Annotated in this window: 16 protein-coding genes; 4 read left to right on the top strand and 12 right to left on the bottom strand. The window is 55.0% G+C overall.

Going from position 1 to position 17919, the window contains the following annotated elements; translation table 11 throughout:
• Nucleotides 1-60 precede the first annotated feature (60 nt).
• Together ACMGGE_RS00420 and ACMGGE_RS00415 are read right to left on the bottom strand one after the other, a co-directional pair.
• Entirely contained in the window at nucleotides 61-849 is a 789-nt protein-coding gene (locus tag ACMGGE_RS00420) for a hypothetical protein (protein WP_420293230.1), read from the bottom strand.
• A 639-nt stretch (nucleotides 850-1488) separates the two neighbouring features.
• Entirely contained in the window at nucleotides 1489-2142 is a 654-nt protein-coding gene (locus ACMGGE_RS00415) for a LysE family translocator (RefSeq protein ID WP_032675326.1), read from the bottom strand.
• Between the two features lie 240 nt (nucleotides 2143-2382).
• Here ACMGGE_RS00415 and ACMGGE_RS00410 point away from each other — a divergent pair, with 240 nt between their 5' ends.
• The gene (locus tag ACMGGE_RS00410; RefSeq protein ID WP_045908562.1) at nucleotides 2383-2601 is read left to right on the top strand and encodes a DUF7661 family protein; all 219 of its coding nucleotides are present in this window, start codon (nucleotides 2383-2385) and stop codon (nucleotides 2599-2601) included.
• Nucleotides 2602-2746: 145 nt separating this feature from the next.
• On the opposite strand, the gene guaA is transcribed toward ACMGGE_RS00410, so the two are convergent.
• Nucleotides 2747-4324, bottom strand: coding sequence for a glutamine-hydrolyzing GMP synthase (gene guaA, locus ACMGGE_RS00405; protein ID WP_008502126.1), 1578 nt, complete (start codon nucleotides 4322-4324; stop codon nucleotides 2747-2749).
• A gap of 69 nt (nucleotides 4325-4393) precedes the next feature.
• Entirely contained in the window at nucleotides 4394-5860 is a 1467-nt protein-coding gene (guaB, locus tag ACMGGE_RS00400) for an IMP dehydrogenase (RefSeq protein WP_008502128.1), read from the bottom strand.
• 158 nt (nucleotides 5861-6018) lie between these two features.
• Here guaB and xseA point away from each other — a divergent pair, with 158 nt between their 5' ends.
• From xseA to ACMGGE_RS00385, 3 genes are read left to right on the top strand one after another with little or no spacing between them, the layout of a single operon-like run.
• The gene (xseA, locus tag ACMGGE_RS00395; protein ID WP_420293229.1) at nucleotides 6019-7392 is read left to right on the top strand and encodes an exodeoxyribonuclease VII large subunit; all 1374 of its coding nucleotides are present in this window, start codon (nucleotides 6019-6021) and stop codon (nucleotides 7390-7392) included.
• 58 nt (nucleotides 7393-7450) lie between these two features.
• Nucleotides 7451-8470 carry a M4 family metallopeptidase gene (locus ACMGGE_RS00390; protein WP_048029595.1) on the top strand — a complete coding sequence of 340 codons (1020 nt, stop codon included), beginning with the start codon at nucleotides 7451-7453 and terminating at the stop codon, nucleotides 8468-8470.
• Entirely contained in the window at nucleotides 8471-8821 is a 351-nt protein-coding gene (locus ACMGGE_RS00385) for a protealysin inhibitor emfourin (RefSeq protein WP_021241848.1), read from the top strand.
• Here ACMGGE_RS00385 and ACMGGE_RS00380 read toward each other — a convergent pair.
• The 8 genes from ACMGGE_RS00380 to ispG all read right to left on the bottom strand — a co-directional run bounded on the left by ACMGGE_RS00380 (nucleotide 8818) and on the right by ispG (nucleotide 17911).
• Nucleotides 8818-9039 (bottom strand): zinc ribbon domain-containing protein, encoded by a 222-nt coding sequence (locus ACMGGE_RS00380; protein WP_023294288.1) that lies wholly within the window; start codon nucleotides 9037-9039, stop codon nucleotides 8818-8820. The two genes, ACMGGE_RS00385 and ACMGGE_RS00380, sit on opposite strands and share 4 nt — an antisense overlap.
• Nucleotides 9040-9089: 50 nt before the next feature.
• The gene (locus ACMGGE_RS00375) at nucleotides 9090-10124 is read right to left on the bottom strand and encodes a Gfo/Idh/MocA family oxidoreductase (RefSeq protein ID WP_420293228.1); all 1035 of its coding nucleotides are present in this window, start codon (nucleotides 10122-10124) and stop codon (nucleotides 9090-9092) included.
• A gap of 58 nt (nucleotides 10125-10182) precedes the next feature.
• Entirely contained in the window at nucleotides 10183-11727 is a 1545-nt protein-coding gene (locus ACMGGE_RS00370) for a peptide MFS transporter (protein ID WP_111967887.1), read from the bottom strand.
• Between the two features lie 299 nt (nucleotides 11728-12026).
• Nucleotides 12027-13502 carry a ribosome biogenesis GTPase Der gene (der, locus tag ACMGGE_RS00365; RefSeq protein ID WP_420293227.1) on the bottom strand — a complete coding sequence of 492 codons (1476 nt, stop codon included), beginning with the start codon at nucleotides 13500-13502 and terminating at the stop codon, nucleotides 12027-12029.
• A gap of 112 nt (nucleotides 13503-13614) precedes the next feature.
• On the bottom strand, nucleotides 13615-14793 hold the full coding sequence (bamB, locus tag ACMGGE_RS00360; RefSeq protein ID WP_008502135.1) for an outer membrane protein assembly factor BamB: 1179 nt from the start codon (nucleotides 14791-14793) through the stop codon (nucleotides 13615-13617).
• Nucleotides 14794-14803: 10 nt separating this feature from the next.
• Nucleotides 14804-15424 carry a YfgM family protein gene (locus ACMGGE_RS00355; protein ID WP_008502136.1) on the bottom strand — a complete coding sequence of 207 codons (621 nt, stop codon included), beginning with the start codon at nucleotides 15422-15424 and terminating at the stop codon, nucleotides 14804-14806.
• A 13-nt stretch (nucleotides 15425-15437) separates the two neighbouring features.
• Nucleotides 15438-16712 carry a histidine--tRNA ligase gene (gene hisS, locus ACMGGE_RS00350; protein ID WP_032622984.1) on the bottom strand — a complete coding sequence of 425 codons (1275 nt, stop codon included), beginning with the start codon at nucleotides 16710-16712 and terminating at the stop codon, nucleotides 15438-15440.
• 80 nt (nucleotides 16713-16792) lie between these two features.
• On the bottom strand, nucleotides 16793-17911 hold the full coding sequence (ispG, locus tag ACMGGE_RS00345) for a flavodoxin-dependent (E)-4-hydroxy-3-methylbut-2-enyl-diphosphate synthase (protein ID WP_008502138.1): 1119 nt from the start codon (nucleotides 17909-17911) through the stop codon (nucleotides 16793-16795).
• Between the last annotated feature and the right edge of the window lie 8 nt (nucleotides 17912-17919).

Raw genomic sequence — 17919 nt, 5'->3', positions numbered from 1 at the left:
GTCCGCTCTGAGCGAGGAGCGGACCATCAGCTTATATCAGTGTTACAAGGACGATATAGATTAGTCTTGTGAGTTATGCCTTAATTTCTTAAGGATAATATCTGCAAAGCCCTCCTCAAACTCATTTCCATGGTAAGCACTCCCCTCAATGATTAATATTTCATTAACATCTATTTTTTCATCGAAAAAGTTAATTATTTCTTCGATTCGATAAGGAGAACCATAGTGACATTCACATATTATTCTGATGATTCCGCCCATTGTTATAGGTATATTTAATTGCGTTTGCTTAATGCACAGTAAATCTATATCCGAGTTAGTCCAGATTTTAGTATTTGGCATTGGGTGATATAATCTATAAGCTAGGTCATGAATTATACAACTTGACCCGCGCTGATGTCTGTTGACATTAAGTGGCTTATGTATACTTTCTGCCGTATAAAATTGTTCCCAAACAGCATAATTAGAGTTTATAGCACGAGTCTGTCTATCAAGTTGAGATGAAAAATGAGACATTAAGGAAGGTTTGTGAGTGTAATCCCAGTTTGCACGATCTGTTTTTGCTTCAAAAAAACAAATTTTACCAAGACGAGTATAACGATCGATTAATACAACCATAGCGTCCGCTCCCCAGAATCGTTCTCGAGATGAGGGAAGTTTTTGGGAATGAGTATGAACTCTCAATGGCATTGCTGCATTGACTATCCTCCTGATATGCGAAGTTAAATTTGAAGTGTAGTCATTTTCATCAACAATGTATCCATTATGAAAGTCCTGCCTGATTTCCATATCAGCAACATTGATTAAACTTTCGAGTCTGAGTCTCATACCACTATCAAACAATGTCATTTCATCTCCTTTAAAAATAGCACTCAAATGATAACTTTATCGGCAGAAAATGACTTTTCTTTAATTATAATTATTTTATTGTGGGCATAAGGAACCATGCTTCAGGATTAAAATTGTAATTTAGCAGGTTGAATAAAATTCATATCGGAATGTTTTATCTTATTTACCATTGGCATACATGAACCAACTTAATGATGACTGATGAAGATATAGGAGCTAAATAGCGAATAAGTATAGAACAAAAATATTATAACCGCCCGCCTCTGGCACTAAGCGGGCTAAAGCAGACAGATTTGACGAGAAAAGGGTACAGATGAATTATTATCCATACCCTTGAACGATTACTTCCCAGTTGATTTGCTTGGTTTCAATCCTGGGGTATTGCCGGGTGTATCCTTATTATCACGTCTGCGTTGATCTGGTTTTCCTGTTGATTTTGCGATTGGTTTTGGACCAGGTTTAAGCCCCATAAGAGTGTTCCTTAGCCTTGTTAGAGGTTATTCCTCAGTGTGGATATAAGGGGAGCGGTAAGAATTATCAAGATTGGATGGGCGGTGGAGAGTGACATACTAGGCTATTATGTGAGCAATGTCAGCTTTTGGCACGGAGCGGACACTGGGTTTACCCTTTCGGTAAAACTTAACTGGAAGATTTCGATACGACACCAGACCCGCTAAACAACATGCGGATACCGAGGCCTATCATGACAACACCTGTAAATCGTTCCTGCCATTTGATAAAGCCAGGGTGTTTACTTAGCCAGTTTCCAAATGTCCCTGATGCCATCGCGACTGACCCCAGGGAAATAATTCCTGCCAGCTTCTGGATACTACCCAGAACAAGCAATTGCAGCCAGACAGGACCCGCGGCAGGATCGACAAACTGAGGAAGAAAAGCAAACATGAACAGCAGGGATTTTGGGTTAGTCAGGCTGTTCAGGGCGCCTTCCTTAACGGCACTCCAGTCAGAAATTTTGGCCGTTTTTCGCAGCCGCGTATCTGTGCCAGAAGTCGCAATCATTTTTATGCCCAGCCACATCAGATAAGCCGCACCAGCCCACCTTAACAGATCTAGTGCAACCGGCCAGGCATGAACAACGGCTACCAGCCCCAGGACAAGAAAAGAAACTTGCACAAAACCCGCTACAAATACATTACCCAGTACCGTAAACAGTGCAATACGTCTTCCCTGACCGACGCCTCTGGCGATAGTTAGCATCATGTCTGGCCCCGGAGAAATCTCCAGAAGCGTCAGCGCGAGAAGAAAAGTGATAAACGTTTCGATGGAAGGCATCTTGGTTGAGTCCGGATAAATATTTCTGCTACGTTACCTCAGTCCGATTCGAGCCGAAAGTGGAATATACTGCAGCGTCTGCTGCAGGCACAGAGCAGACAGAGCAGATACAGAAGCATGATGTCCACTGTGAGCGAGATGCGAACGCTGACCTTTCATCTTTGTACACTTTACACTCTGGCCTGATCTGACGTATGTATCATAGATACAGGAACTCACTAGCATGATCGGAGATTGCATATGCTGATATATAACGTTTTTGGACGGCATATTGGCGTTCAACGTAAGCATGATCGGTGGCTGGTATTTCGTGCTGACCTGACGGAGAGAAAGTTTTCTCGACTCTATGACATCGCTATTCCTGACGATATGACTGAAGGCGAGATTGCCGGCTGGCTGGGTGACATTTTCCATGAATCCGCAACCGATCGTCATCCAAATGTGGAACGCATCGAATAAGGATTTAATGGATAGCATTACGTTGCGCCCGCACCTGGCACTCACCTGACATGATGTTGCCAGCCATGGCCCAAAAAAAAGCCCGCAATCCGCGGGCTTAGAGATAATTTAGAACCTGTTAGTACCAACGTATCCGGTTGGGAAATCATTCCCACTCAATCGTAGCCGGTGGCTTACCGCTGATGTCATACACCACGCGGGAAATACCGTTCACTTCGTTGATGATGCGGTTAGACACGCGGCCCAGGAAGTCATACGGCAGGTGCGCCCAGTGCGCGGTCATGAAGTCGATGGTTTCCACCGCACGCAGGGAAACTACCCAGTCGTACTTACGGCCATCGCCCATCACACCGACGGAGCGAACCGGCAGGAACACGGTGAACGCCTGGCTTACCTTGTTGTACAGGTCAGCTTTGTGCAGCTCTTCGATGAAGATCGCGTCCGCACGACGCAGCAGGTCGCAGTACTCTTTCTTCACTTCGCCCAGCACGCGCACGCCCAGACCCGGACCCGGGAACGGGTGACGGTAGAGCATGTCGTACGGCAGACCCAGTTCCAGACCGATCTTACGCACTTCGTCTTTGAACAGCTCGCGCAGCGGCTCAACCAGCCCCATCTTCATCTCTTTCGGCAGGCCGCCCACGTTGTGGTGAGATTTGATAACGTGCGCTTTACCGGTGGCGGAGGCCGCAGACTCGATAACGTCAGGGTAGATGGTGCCCTGCGCCAGCCACTTCACGTCGTCCAGCTTCAGCGCTTCTTCGTCGAACACTTCCACGAACACGCGACCGATGATCTTACGTTTTGCTTCCGGATCGTTCTCGCCTTTCAGCGCGTCCAGGAAGCGCTGCTCGCCTTCCACGTGAACGATGTTCAGACCGAAGTGGTCGCCAAACATGTCCATAACCTGCTGGGCTTCGTTCAGACGCAGCAGGCCGTTGTCCACGAAGACGCAGGTCAGGTTTTTGCCGATAGCGCGGTGCAGCAGCATCGCGGTCACGGAGGAGTCCACGCCGCCGGAGAGGCCGAGGATCACTTTGTCATCGCCAACCTGCTGGCGGATACGCTCAACGGCGTCGTCGATGATTTTTGCCGGGGTCCACAGGGCTTCACACTGGCAGATGTCGCGCACGAAGCGCTCCAGCATACGCATACCCTGACGGGTGTGGGTTACTTCCGGGTGGAACTGCACGCCGTAGAAGCGTTTTTCTTCGTTCGCCATGATGGCAAACGGGCAGCTTTCGGTGCTGGCAACGGTCACGAAGTCAGACGGGATAGCGGTGACTTTGTCGCCGTGGCTCATCCACACGTCCAGAAGCGGTTTGCCGTCTGCGGTCAGGGAGTCTTCGATACCGCGCACCAGCGCGCTGTCGTTAACCACTTCAACCTGCGCATAGCCGAACTCGCGCTCGCTGGAGCCTTCTACGTGGCCACCCAGCTGCATGGCCATGGTCTGCATGCCGTAGCAGACGCCGAATACCGGCACGCCAGCTTCGAACACGTACTGCGGCGCGCGCGGGCTGTTCTCTTCGGTGGTGCTTTCCGGGCCGCCGGACAGGATGATGCCGCTTGGATTGAATTCGCGAATCTGTGCTTCCGTGACATCCCACGCCCACAGTTCACAGTAAACGCCCAGTTCACGTACGCGACGCGCCACCAGCTGAGTGTACTGCGAACCGAAGTCCAGGATGAGAATGCGATGTTTATGAATGTTTTCCGTCATTGACGCTAATTCCGAGGCAAGTGAAACAGATGAAATAAATCGCCCGACACGAGGTCGGGCGAAGAAAAATCAGGAGCCCAGACGATAGTTCGGGGACTCTTTGGTGATCGTCACGTCGTGAACGTGGCTCTCCTGGATACCCGCACCGCTGATGCGTACGAATTCCGCTTTAGTACGCAGCAGGTCAATGGTACCACAGCCGGTCAGACCCATACAGGAGCGCAGGCCGCCCATCTGCTGGTGGATGATCTCTTTCAGACGGCCTTTATAGGCAACGCGACCTTCGATACCTTCCGGCACCAGTTTGTCAGCAGCGTTATCGGTCTGGAAGTAACGGTCAGAGGAACCTTTGGACATCGCGCCCAGGGAGCCCATGCCGCGGTAGGATTTGTAAGAACGGCCCTGGTAGAGTTCGATTTCACCCGGGGATTCTTCGGTACCGGCCAGCATGGAGCCTACCATCACAGCAGCGGCGCCCGCAGCGATCGCTTTCGCGATGTCGCCAGAGAAGCGGATACCGCCGTCAGCGATAACCGGAATACCGGTGCCTTCCAGGGCCTCAACCGCGTCAGACACCGCGGTGATCTGCGGAACGCCCACGCCGGTCACGATACGCGTGGTACAGATAGAGCCAGGACCGATACCCACTTTCACCGCGCTGCAGCCAGCGTCAGCCAGCGCGCGAGCGCCTGCGCCAGTGGCCACGTTACCGCCGATGATCTGCAGGTCAGGGTATTTGGCACGGGTGTCGCGAATACGCTGCAGCACGCCTTCGGAGTGGCCGTGAGAGGAGTCAATCAGCAGGACGTCAACGCCCGCAGCAACCAGCGCGTCAACGCGCTCTTCGTTACCGGCACCTGCGCCTACCGCAGCGCCAACGCGCAGACGGCCATGCTCGTCTTTACAGGCGTTCGGTTTGCGTTCTGCTTTCTGGAAATCTTTAACGGTGATCATGCCGCGCAGGTGGAAGTTGCTGTCAACAACCAGCGCTTTTTCAACGCGTTTTTCGTGCATTTTTGCCAGCACCACGTCGCGGGTTTCACCTTCGCGAACGGTGACCAGACGCTCTTTTGGCGTCATGTACACGCTGACAGGCTGGTTCAGGTCAGTCACGAAACGCACGTCACGACCGGTAATAATACCGACCAGCTCGTTCTCTTCGGTCACCACCGGGTAACCGGCGAAGCCGTTACGCTCGGTCAGGGCTTTCACTTCGTGCAGGGTGGTGGTTGGCAGAACGGTCTGTGGATCGGACACGATACCGGATTCATGTTTCTTCACGCGGCGAACTTCTTCCGCCTGACGTTCGATAGACATGTTTTTGTGAATAAAGCCAATGCCACCTTCCTGTGCCAGGGCAATAGCCAGGCGCGCTTCAGTCACGGTGTCCATTGCCGCAGAGAGCATAGGAATGTTCAGGCGAATGGTTTTCGTCAACTGCGTGCTGAGATCGGCAGTATTCGGCAGAACAGTGGAGTGAGCGGGAACGAGGAGGACGTCGTCAAACGTCAGTGCTTCTTTAGCGATACGTAGCATGGGCAATATCTCTGACCTGGGTGGTTAAATATTGCCGTGGCATTATACAGAGCGTAACCGATTGCATCTACACTTTTTTATAAAAAAGCTTGCGATTGCCTCTCAGCAGGTTACTATCGACTGAATAACTTGCTGATTTAGAATTTGATCCCGCTCACATGTTATCCTCTCAATCCCCCTCAATTTATACCGTCAGCCGCCTGAATCAGACGGTGCGTTTGCTGCTTGAGCAGGAAATGGGGCAGGTCTGGATCAGCGGTGAAATCTCTAACTTCACGCAGCCCTCCTCCGGCCACTGGTACTTTACGCTAAAAGACGATACCGCCCAGGTGCGCTGCGCGATGTTTCGCAACAGCAACCGCCGCGTGACGTTCCGTCCTCAGCACGGCCAGCAGGTTCTGGTGCGCGCCAATATCACCCTGTATGAGCCGCGCGGTGATTATCAAATTATCGTCGAGAGCATGCAGCCTGCGGGCGAAGGCCTGCTGCAGCAAAAGTACGAACAGTTAAAGGCGAAGCTCTCCGAAGAGGGACTTTTCGACCAGCAGTTCAAAAAGCCGCTGCCCTCGCCTGCCCACTGCGTGGGTGTCATCACCTCGAAAACCGGTGCGGCACTGCACGATATTTTGCACGTCCTGAAGCGTCGCGACCCTTCCCTGCCCGTCATCATCTACCCGACCGCTGTTCAGGGTGACGATGCGCCGGGCCAAATTGTGCGCGCCATTGAGCTGGCGAACGCGCGTCAGGAGTGCGACGTGCTCATCGTAGGGCGCGGCGGCGGCTCGCTGGAAGATCTGTGGAGCTTTAACGACGAGCGCGTGGCGCGGGCAATATTTGCAAGTCAGATCCCCGTGGTGAGCGCCGTCGGCCACGAAACGGACGTGACGATCGCCGATTTTGTCGCGGATCTCCGCGCGCCGACGCCGTCCGCGGCGGCAGAGGTGGTCAGCCGCAACCAGCTGGAGCTGCTGCGTCAGATCCAGAGTGCACAGCAGCGTCTTGAGATGGCGATGGACTACTACCTCGCCAATCGGACCCGGCGCTTTACCCAGCTTCATCACCGTCTCCAGCAGCAACATCCGCAGCTGCGTCTGGCGCGTCAGCAAACCGTGCTGGAGCGTCTGCGCCAGCGCATGAACGTGGCGATGGACACGCAGATCAAGCGCGCGGTGTCGCGCCAACAGCGCGTGACGCAGCGTCTGAACCAGCAGAACCCGCAGCCGAAAATTTATCGCGCGCAAACGCGGATTCAGCAGCTGGAGTACCGTCTGGCGGAAACTCTCCGCGCGCGACTGAGCACCACCCGCGAACGCTTTGGCAATGCGGTGACCCACCTTGAAGCGGTTAGCCCCCTCTCCACGCTGGCGCGCGGCTATAGCGTGACGACGGCGACAGACGGCAAGGTGCTGAAGCAAACCAAACAGGTGAGCGCCGGTGATGTGCTGACGACGCGTCTGTCAGACGGCTGGGTAGAAAGCGAAGTGAAATCAATTAAACCGGTGAAAAAGACGCGTCAGCGTAAAACCGGATAATTCTTCGCCGGTTACTTACTATACTGCTGCTATTCCCTTTTTTAATAAGGAGAGCAGCATGTCCCATCTTTATAGCGTGATCCCCCCGTATATTCTTCGTCGTATTATCGAAAGCGGTTCCGAACCGCAGCAGCGCTGTGCCCGCCAGACCTTAACCCACGTCCAGACGCTGATGGCCCACATGCCGGGCAAACCCGCCGCGCCGCACGTGAATAAAGCCGGACAGCTGGAGCGGGACATCTACGATGCGAAGCAAACTCAGGAGCTACCGGGTACGCAGGTACGTTATGAAGGTCAGCCGTCGAACGGTGATGTGGCGGTGGACGAAGCCTACGATTATTTGGGTATTACCCATGATTTCTTCTGGAAGGAATATCAGCGCGATTCGCTCGATAATAAAGGGCTTATTTTAACCGGTACCGTTCACTATGGCCGGGAATATCAGAACGCCTTCTGGAACGGTCAGCAGATGGTATTTGGCGACGGCGACGGGGAAATATTTAACCGCTTTACCATCGCCATAGACGTCGTGGCGCATGAGTTGAGCCACGGCGTGACCGAGACCGAAGCCGGGCTTATCTACTTTGAGCAGTCCGGCGCGCTGAACGAATCGCTGTCAGACGTGTTTGGCTCACTGGTGAAGCAGTACCATCTGAAGCAAACCGCCGATAAAGCGGACTGGCTGATTGGTGAGGGATTACTGGCGAAAGGCATCAACGGCAAAGGGCTGCGCTCGATGTCTGAACCGGGCACCGCCTACAACGATCCGCTGCTCGGCAAAGACCCGCAGCCTGCACACATGAAGGATTTCATCAAAACGCGTGAGGATAACGGCGGCGTGCATCTGAACTCCGGCATCCCCAACCGGGCATTTTATCTGGCCGCGACAGCGATCGGCGGCTACGCCTGGGAAAAAGCGGGTTATGCCTGGTACGACACGGTTTGCGATCGCAATCTGGCGCAGGATGCAGATTTTGAGGCCTTCGCAAAACTGACGATCGCGCACGGAGAGAAACGCTCCGGCGGCGACGTTGGAGCGGCCATTAAACAAGCCTGGGAACAGGTGGGAGTGTTGTAAATGCAGGTTCCGGAACTGACGGATGACGCCGTGGTTGAGCTGGCCCGGGAAGGCGGCGTCGCCTATATTCCCAAGCTGAGCGGCCAGCGCACCATCGCGCTCTCCTCGCTCAATGAGGCCCAGCGCCAGCGCCTGGTAAGCATCCTGGAGCAGGCCTTTCCGCGCGGTCAGCCGCCGGGACAGGCCTCGTCCCCCGGCAGCGGCGACCAGCGCTATTTCCGCATCCAGATTATCTGGACCGGGCAAAATCAGGCGCACTACGCCGATATCATCGTGCTGGTACCGGAGCAGGAAGCGCCCGAGTCGCTGGTCGAGCTGTGGAAGAAAGGCGAAGGCTGCGTGTGCGATTAACCTTCGGCCCGAACAAACTCCACGCGTTTTTTAGAGATAAGACCGTGGCCGTTCTGGCAGAAGTAGTCCACCGCCCCGCAGGCTTTTAAGACCTGGAGTGGCTGATGGCACTCCGGGCAGCGGGCTTCAAGCGCAATATCCTTATTACAGCTCTCGCAGTGTGCCACCCCGTTCAGGGGCTCAAGCGGTGCCTGGCAATCCGGGCAGGTAATCGTCATGGTGACTCCTTAAAAGCATTCTGGTCTGCAATAATTTTACCACGTGGCGTTCAGTGCGGGCCACGCAGCTGTTGCTGCAAGGTCAGCAGCAGCGTCACTTCCTCGATTCGGCGGCGCGTCGTGCGGCTCACCTCGTACGGATCCCGTTCAAACAGGCTGTTGGTGCCCAGAATATGCCCGGCAAGACAGTGCTCGTAAATTGTCCCGGGGATATGCCAGCGCTGAATGTTCTCACCCTCAATCTGCTCAAGCACATCCTCCGCACCGCGCCGGTCGTAGCTAATGATGCGGCCGTCGCGCAACCAGAGCCGTAAGCCTTTTTGCCCGCCGGCGGGTCCCGCGTATTTGTTAAGCCAGAGATCCACCGGCACGCCGCTGATGCGGCCCTGCAGATGCGCCTCGCCCTCCGCCGTGGTCAGGTCGCCTTTGGCAATAGCGCGGCCCAGGCGGTCTTTAGCCGTCACCACCTGCAACGTCATCTCATCATTCCCGCCCAGATAACGCACCGTTTCGCGCAGCATCGCCAGCACGTGCGTACCGATATCCAGAATCACGCCGTCCGGGTGGTGAAGCGTACGGGTGTCCGGTTCGCCGGTAGCAAAGTTAAGCGCGATGGGCTCCCCTGCAGCGTTAAATCCGCTCGGCTCCTGCAAAAAGCCGTCGATTTTGACGATGTCAGAGACAGTGCCCACCAGCGACCGCTTCACCGTTTCGAGGCGCGCCATCCAGTGATCGAGCGCAAGCACGCGGGGTGCAACGTCGGGGTTTGCCAGCAGCGCGTTGAGCTTTTCGATTTGGGCAAGCGTGGCAACGATCGGTTTTTCAACCACGATGCGGGAAACCGATGAGGCGAGAGCGTGTTCAAGCACCTCAAGATGGTGCAGCGACGCCGTGGTAATAAACAGGGTATCAAGCGGCCGGGAGAGGAGTTCAGCCAGTGTGGCACAGCGCGTTACCCCCTCCGGCTGTTTTACGGGCTGGATATCAAAGCCTAAACAGTGAGGGAGATTATCAAAGCATTTTCGTATTGCGGGCAGGTAAGCTGTTTCAACGACTGCGCCAAGACCAACAAACCCTAACAGCATGTTCTTACCTCGTTGAGTAAATTGCCGGGGCATAACGCCGCCCCGGCAAGCCCGAGGTTTATGAGGCGTTAGCTGCCGGTTTAGTCTGCGCATTTTCCAGCATGCGGCGTACCGGAACAATGAGGACGATCAGTACCGCGGCACAAATCAGCAGCGCGACAGAGCAGCGCGCAAAGAGATCCGGCAGCATATCCAGCTGGTCGGCCTTCACATGGCCGCCAATCAGACCTGCCGCCAGGTTACCCAGCGCGCTGGCACAGAACCACAGCCCCATCATCTGACCGCGCATTCTCTCCGGCGCCAGCAGCGTCATGGTCGCCAGGCCAATCGGGCTCAGACACAGTTCGCCGAGCGTCAGCATCAGGATGCTGCCCACCAGCCAGAACGGCGATACGCCCGCCCCACCGCTGCTCAGCACGTTCTGTGCCGCCAGCATCATCAGGCCAAAGCCCGCTGCGGCACACAGGATACCGATAACAAACTTGGTGATGCTGCTCGGGCGAATGTTCATGCTCGCCAGCTTCGGCCACGCCCAGCTGAATACCGGTGCCAGCAGGATGATGAACAGGGCGTTGATTGACTGGAACCACACCGCCGGGATTTCGAAATCGCCGATCATGCGGTTAGTGTAGTCGTTGGCAAACAGGTTGAACGAGGTTGGCTTCTGTTCAAACGCGGACCAGAAGAACGCCGCGGAGATCAGCAGAATAAAGCAGACCAGCAGTCTGGCGCGCTCTTTACGGTTCAGGCCCGCAAAGACAAACAGATAGATAAAGTAGAGGGCCACGGACGCCGCAATCACGTAGACCAGCACGCTGGCTACCGCGACCGGGTTAATCACAATCACGCCCTGCGCAATCAGCGTCACGAGCGTTGCCACGCCTGCCGCCAACGCCAGCAGCCAAACGCCCACGCCGTTACGCTTCACCACCGGGCTGTTCCAGGTGGAGTCGAGGCCGACTTCGCCGTCATAGCGTTTCATGGCCGGAACGGCAAACACGCGGAAGATAATCAGCGCCACCAGCATCCCGATACCGCCAATGCCAAAGCCCCAGTGCCAGCCGTGGGTTTTAATCAGCCAGCCGGAAATCAGCGGCGCGATGAACGAGCCCATGTTGATACCCATATAGAACAGCGAGAAGCCGCCGTCGCGACGCGCGTCGCCTTTTTTATACAGGGTACCGACCATCACCGAAATACAGGTCTTGAACAGCCCGGAGCCGAGCACGATGAACATCAGTCCGATAAAGAACAGGTTGTTGCCCATCACCGCCGAGAGCGCAATCGACAGGTGACCGAGCGCAATCAGGATCGAACCGTACCAGACGGCTCTCTGCTGACCGAGCCAGTTATCCGCCAGCCAGCCGCCCGGCAGCGCAGCCAGGTACATGGTACCGGCAAAGATACCGACAATCGCCGAGGCGTTTTCACGCGCCAGGCCCATCCCGCCGTCATAGACGGTGGCGGCCATAAACAGGATCAGTAACGGACGAATGCCGTAAAACGAGAAACGCTCCCACATCTCGGTGAAGAACAGGGAACCGAGCGGATAAGGATGGCCGAAGAACGTTCGGCTTTCTTTTTGATTAACAGAGGATTGCATAATTCTCCCGAAAGATATGTCGTCGTGCTTGTAAACACCAGCAGGTACGCCGGCCAGTTACGTATCTGGCCGATTTTTTACATGCGGCGAAAAGTTGGTTAACCATTTGATAACCAGGCGCTAGTTTTGTCTAGTACCGGACCCTGGACTTTAAGATGAAAATTCGACGATTGTCTACTTTCTTAGATTTAAACATGGTTAAAAGTGAATAGTGATTGACTTCACACAGGGAAAACCGGCGGTATGATTGGGCAAAAAAAACCCGCGATCATCGCGGGCTTTCGTGAGAGCAGCAAAGCTTATTTGCTTTTCTTAATGTGCTTAATCAGACGCTGACGCTTACGCATCTGGTTTGGCGTCAGGGTGTTGCGCTTGTTGGCGAACGGGTTTTCCCCTTCCTTGAACTGAATACGGATAGGCGTGCCCATCACGTCCAGCGATTTACGGAAGTAGTTCATCAGGTAGCGCTTGTAGGAATCCGGCAGGTCTTTCACCTGGTTACCGTGAATCACCACGATTGGTGGGTTATAACCACCGGCGTGGGCGTATTTCAGCTTCACGCGACGACCGCGCACAAGCGGCGGCTGATGGTCTTCCGCAGCCATATTCATAATACGAGTCAGCATGGCGGTGCTCTGACGACGGGTGGAGCTGTCGTAAGCTTCGCGCACGGATTCGAACAGGTTACCCACGCCGCTGCCGTGTAGCGCAGAGATGAAGTGTACGCGAGCAAAGTCGATAAAGCCCAGACGGAAGTCGAGGGTCTCTTTCACCTGCTCACGAACCTCGTTGCTCAGGCCATCCCATTTGTTGACCACGATAACCAGTGAGCGCCCACTATTGAGGATAAAGCCGAGCAGAGAGAGGTCCTGATCGGAGATCCCTTCGCGTGCGTCGATAACCAGCAGCACGACGTTGGCATCTTCGATCGCCTGCAGGGTTTTGATAACGGAGAATTTTTCCACCACATCGGTGATTTTCCCGCGCTTACGCACCCCGGCGGTATCGATGAGGACATACTCACGCTCATCGCGCTGCATCGGGATGTAGATACTGTCGCGGGTGGTGCCCGGCATGTCGTAAACGACCACGCGCTCTTCACCCAGAATACGGTTAGTAAGTGTAGACTTACCTACGTTTGGACGGCCCACGATAGCCAGCTTGATCGGCAGATCCTGCGGGTTGAAGTCGTCTTCAGGTTCTTCTTCTTCGCCCTCTTCTCCGTCTTCAAACTGCGCCCAGTATTCAGCGTCTTCGTCCACCTCTTCCGGCGGGTTCACTTCGTCAACCCACGGCAGCAGAACGGTTTCCAGCAGGCTGGTAACGCCACGGCCATGGGACGCCGCGATAGGATAGATTTCACCCAGGCCCAGAGACCAGAAATCCGCGATGGCCTGATCGGCATCGATGCCGTCAGTTTTGTTCGCCACCAGAAAGGTTGGTTTTTCGCGTGAACGCAGGTGTTTAGCGATTGCGGAGTCCGCCGGCATCAGGCCAGCGCGTGCATCCACCATGAACAGCACCACGTCCGCTTCTTCAATCGCCAGCAGCGACTGTTCCGCCATGCGGGTTTCCACGCCGTCTTCTGTGCCGTCAATACCACCGGTATCAATACAGATGAACTCGCGTCCTTCCACCTCTGCACGACCGTACTTACGGTCACGCGTCAGCCCCGGGAAATCCGCAACCAGCGCATCACGGGTGCGTGTTAAACGGTTAAAAAGAGTGGATTTTCCAACGTTAGGGCGCCCGACAAGCGCGACCACAGGTACCATGTTTGAAGCCTCATAAAATTCAAAATAACGTCGCTTTCGCGGCGTTTTTAAAAATGTCAAAACGGCTCCTGAGTGAACAGGAGCCGTTTAGTATACTACAACCGCCGGGTAATTAACGCGTGATCGCGTACAGCGTGCCGTCTTTTGCCTGAATCAGCAGTTTGCCGTCGGCCACAACCGGGTCGGTCAGGAAACCGGAGCTGTCGACTTTTTGCTGCGCAACAAAGCGGCCGTTATCCGGATCGATCCAGTGCATATACCCTTCGCTGTCGCCCACAACCAGGCTACCGTTGTACAGCGCTGGCGCAGTCAGCAGACGGTGCAGCAGGTCGCTTTGCGTCCACAGCGTCACACCGCCTTCGGTACTCAGGGCCAGCAGACGGTCGTTCTGGTCAACCATATAGATGCGGTTACCCTCAACGATGAAATCATTTACCGAGCCCAGCTCACGTTTCCACATGATCTGGCCGCTGCGCAGATCCAGCGCGGTCAGGTTGCCGTTGTAGGCCAGCGCGTAAACCACACCGTTAACGATGACCGGCGTTGTGTCCACGTCGCTCAGACGGTCAATTTCCGTTGAGCCTGTGGCCTGAGAGATACGCTGCTGCCAGATCATCTGGCCCTGCTGCATCAGCACGGCGCTCACGCGACCGTTGTCACCGCCCACAATGGCAGCACCAAATGCGGTAGCCGGGGCAGATTCGCCACGCAGAGAGAGCGCAGGCATATCCAGGTTAACGGTCCATTTCACCAGACCGTCCGCTTCGTTCAGCGCCTGCAGCTGGCCGTTGCTGGTATGAATCAGCACCAGGCCGTCGCTCACTACCGGACGCGACAGGGATTCACCCGCCACGGTTGTTTGCCAGGCAATGGAGCCGTCGCTGCTGTTCAGGGCATAAACCTGCGCTTTTTCGCTGCCCACGTAGACGTGGCCACCGGCAACGGTCAGGCCGCCAGACAGCAGTGCCGGCTTACGGGAGAACCAGCCGTCTTTTTCCGCCAGGTTAACGGACCACACTTCTTTTCCGTCATCCGCGTTCACCGCTTTCACGGTACCTTTGCGGTCAGCCGCATAGACAACGCTGTCTGCATACGCTGGATGAAGGTTGGAATAGAAATCACCAATCCCATTGCCCACGGAGACATCCCACGCGGTGGATGGGGTAAACTGGTTTTCAACCGTCGGCAGTGGGGACATTTTCACAACGTCTTCTTCGCCACTGAACAGTGAACAACCACTCAATAACGTAACAGAAAGCAGTCCTGGCAGAAGTAATTTACGCAATTGCATCGGGTCCCTCTCAGACGGACAAATTATTTATTTTCATCTGCATCATTTCGCTCAGCGCAGGTGAAGCATTGCTCTCTACGCCAGCTTGCCACGCTTTACGCGCGCCCGCTTTGTCACCTTTGCTCAGCAGTGCTTCACCGCGCAGATCGGCAACGATGGCAGCAAAGCCTTCGCCTTTGATGGTATCGAGCGTTTTCAGCGCATCGTCAGCTTTCTTCTGCTGAACCTGAATACGTGCCAGGCGCAGATTGATCACCGCTTTCAGGTTTTCATCACTGGCGGCAGCAAGGCCCTGAGACAGCTGTGCTACGGCTTTATCCAGTTCGTTCTTATCAACGTACTGCTGAGCCACTTCCAGCGCAGCCAGTGCACCGTAGGTGTTTTTGTTGTCAGCCGCAAATTTTTCTGCCGCCGTCAGCGTTTGCGGCTGATCGGCACGAATTGCGCTCACGGTATTTTCATAGGACAGGGACGCGCCGCGCGCGGAATCCGCCTGATGATTGTTCCAGTAACGCCAGCCTACCAGCGCACCGACACCTAAAATAACCCCAACAACCAGCGCTTTGCCGTTTTCAGCAAAGAAGCGTTTAATCGCGTCGACCTGATCGTGTTCGTTCTCGTAAATTTCCACGCAGTCCTTCTCCTTAGCCCAATAGAGTGCGCAAGTGCGCCGCAACGCCGTCCTGCGTTACCGTTGTCTGCTCACCAGAGCGCAGGTCTTTCACCACCACTTCGCCGTTGGCCACTTCGGACTCACCCAGCACCAGTGCGATACTTGCGCCCCACTTATCGGCACGAGCAAACTGTTTTTTGAAGTTGCCGCCGCCATGGTTGGTCATCAGCTTAACGCCCGGCAGCGCATCGCGCACGCGTTCGGCAAGCTGCATTGCCGCAGACTGCGTTTCCGCGCCTGAGGCCACCAGGTATATATCGACAACGGAATCTGCTTTAAATTCCGGATTAACTGCCTGAACCAGCAAAACAAGTCGCTCAAGACCCATCGCGAAGCCTACAGCAGGTGCTGCGCGACCGCCAAGTTGCTCAACCAGACCGTCATAACGACCGCCCGCGCACACGGTGCCCTGAGAGCCGAGGCTCGTGGTCACCCACTCAAACACGGTACGGTTGTAGTAGTCCAGACCGCGTACCAGGCGCTGGTTTACGGTGTAGGCGATGCCAGCCGCTTCAAGCAGCTTGCACAGGCCCGCGAAGTGTTCGCGAGATTCTTCATCCAGATAATCACCCAGCGCAGGCGCATCGTTCAGCAGTGCCTGAACATCTGCGTTTTTGGAATCCAGAACGCGCAGCGGGTTGCTGTACATGCGACGTTTGCAGTCTTCGTCCAGCTTCTCTTTATGCTGTTCCAGGAACGCCACCAGCGCATCGCGGTAGTTAGCGCGCGCTTCCAGAGAACCGATAGAGTTCAGCTCGAGGGAAACGTGATCGGCGATACCGAGCGCACGCCACCAGCGGGCGGTCAGCATAATCAGTTCAGCGTCGATGTCGGGGCCCTGCAGGCCAAAGACTTCCACACCCAACTGATTGAACTGGCGATAACGCCCTTTCTGAGGACGTTCGTGGCGGAACATCGGGCCGATATACCACAGGCGCTGCTCCTGATTGTACAGAAGACCATGTTCGATGCCGGCGCGTACGCAGCCCGCCGTCCCTTCCGGACGCAGGGTCAGGCTGTCGCCGTTGCGGTCCTCAAAGGTGTACATCTCTTTTTCAACCACGTCGGTGACTTCACCAATCGCGCGTTTGAATAACGGGGTCTGCTCTACAATCGGCAAACGGATTTCGCTGTAACCGTAGCTGCCGAGCACCTGCTTCAGCGTGCCTTCAATGCGCTGCCAGATGGCGGTTTCGCCAGGCAGATAATCGTTCATGCCGCGGATGGCTTGAATGTTTTTTGCCACGTTTATTCTCTTTCTATATACAAAAAAAACCCAAAGAATGGGTTCAATCATACATGGGAAGCTCGCGGCTTCCCATCACGTTATTTTTCAACCTGCTGAACGTTAATACGCTGTGTCTCGTCCATCATGGCGGCTTTCGCGCGGATGCGGGCTTCAAGCTGGTCGATCATGTCGCTATTATCCAGACGATCTTTACGAACGCCATCTTCATAGAGACCACTTTTCTTGTTACCGCCGGTCACGCCCAGTGTTGACACCAGTGCTTCACCCGGACCGTTCACCACGCAGCCGATGATAGAGACGTCCATCGGGGTGATAATGTCTTCCAGACGTTGCTCCAGGGCATTTACCGTCCCGATCACATCAAACTCCTGACGCGAACAGGTTGGGCAGGCAATGAAGTTGATCCCACGCGCGCGAATACGCAGCGACTTCAGGATATCGAAACCGACCTTGATCTCTTCGACCGGATCGGCCGCCAGCGAGACGCGCAGGGTGTCACCGATCCCTTCAGAGAGCAGCAGCCCCAGACCGATCGCGGATTTTACCGAGCCGCTGCGCAGGCCGCCCGCTTCGGTGATCCCGAGATGCAGAGGCTGGTCGATCTGCTTTGCCAGCAGGCGGTAAGATTCTACGGCAAGGAACACGTCGGAGGCTTTTACGCTGACTTTGAACTGATCGAAGTTGAGACGATCGAGATGATCGACGTGACGCATCGCGGATTCGAGCAGCGCCTGTGGCGTCGGCTCACCGTATTTTTCCTGCAGATCTTTTTCCAGCGAACCGGCGTTAACGCCGATACGGATAGGAATATTTTTATCGCGGGCGCAGTCCACGACCATGCGGATACGCTCTTCGTTACCGATGTTGCCCGGGTTAATACGCAGGCAATCGACGCCGTATTCGGCCACTTTCAGTGCGATGCGGTAGTCGAAGTGAATATCAGCCACCAGCGGAACGCTGACCTGCTGTTTGATCAGTTTGAACGCCTCAGCGGCATCCATAGTCGGGACGGAGACGCGAACAATGTCCGCGCCTACACGTTCTAATGCTTTGATTTGATTGACCGTCGCTTCCACATCGGTGGTGCGCGTGTTGGTCATCGACTGAACGGCGATAGGTGCCCCATCGCCGATTGGCACATTCCCAACGTAAATCCGTTTCGATTTTCTACGTTGAATCGGAGCCTGGTTATGCATGAAAAATC

The organism is Enterobacter sp. BNK-22 (assembly GCF_048684805.1).
Classification (GTDB): Bacteria; Pseudomonadota; Gammaproteobacteria; order Enterobacterales; family Enterobacteriaceae; genus Enterobacter; species Enterobacter quasiroggenkampii.
This window is presented reverse-complemented; position numbering and strand designations above follow the sequence as displayed.